We start from the raw sequence: 322 nt of genomic DNA, 5'->3' as shown, positions 1-322 counted from the left end.
GACATAATAGGGATGATCCTTCTCTAATTCCTGGTAGCGATTTGCTAACTCAGATAAGGGAATAAGACGAACTCCGTCTAAGTGAAGGGCATCATATTCCTCCTGCTCGCGTACATCAAGAACGTGTATGTTTCCTTTTTGATAAGCTTGGTAAAAGCTTGAAAATGGAATTTCTTTCATGATTTCTCCTATCAGGTATGTTATGGAAGGGTTAGAATTTGATAGCTAAAGCCAATTGACTCTAAAAATCGGAACAAGTCTTGGGTTTTAATAAAGATCGTTTTTTCATTGGTATTGGGATGGAAGGTCATGATTTCCTCTG

Annotated in this window: 1 protein-coding gene and 1 pseudogene; both read right to left on the bottom strand. The window is 37.9% G+C overall.

What is annotated here, in order from left to right; genetic code table 11:
• On the bottom strand, positions 1 to 180 hold a 180-nt coding region (locus tag SPADD19_RS11140), incomplete at its 3' end, for a rhodanese-like domain-containing protein (RefSeq protein ID WP_164905877.1).
• Positions 181 to 200: 20 nt separating this feature from the next.
• Positions 201 to 322 (bottom strand): annotated as a pseudogene (locus tag SPADD19_RS11135) (prolyl-tRNA synthetase associated domain-containing protein); the annotation flags it as partial.

The sequence above is a fragment of the Streptococcus parasanguinis genome (genome assembly GCF_001578955.1).
Lineage (GTDB): Bacteria > Bacillota > Bacilli > Lactobacillales > Streptococcaceae > Streptococcus > Streptococcus parasanguinis_U.
The sequence above is the reverse complement of the archived record's forward strand: the minus strand, read 5'-3'. Positions and strand labels throughout refer to the sequence as shown.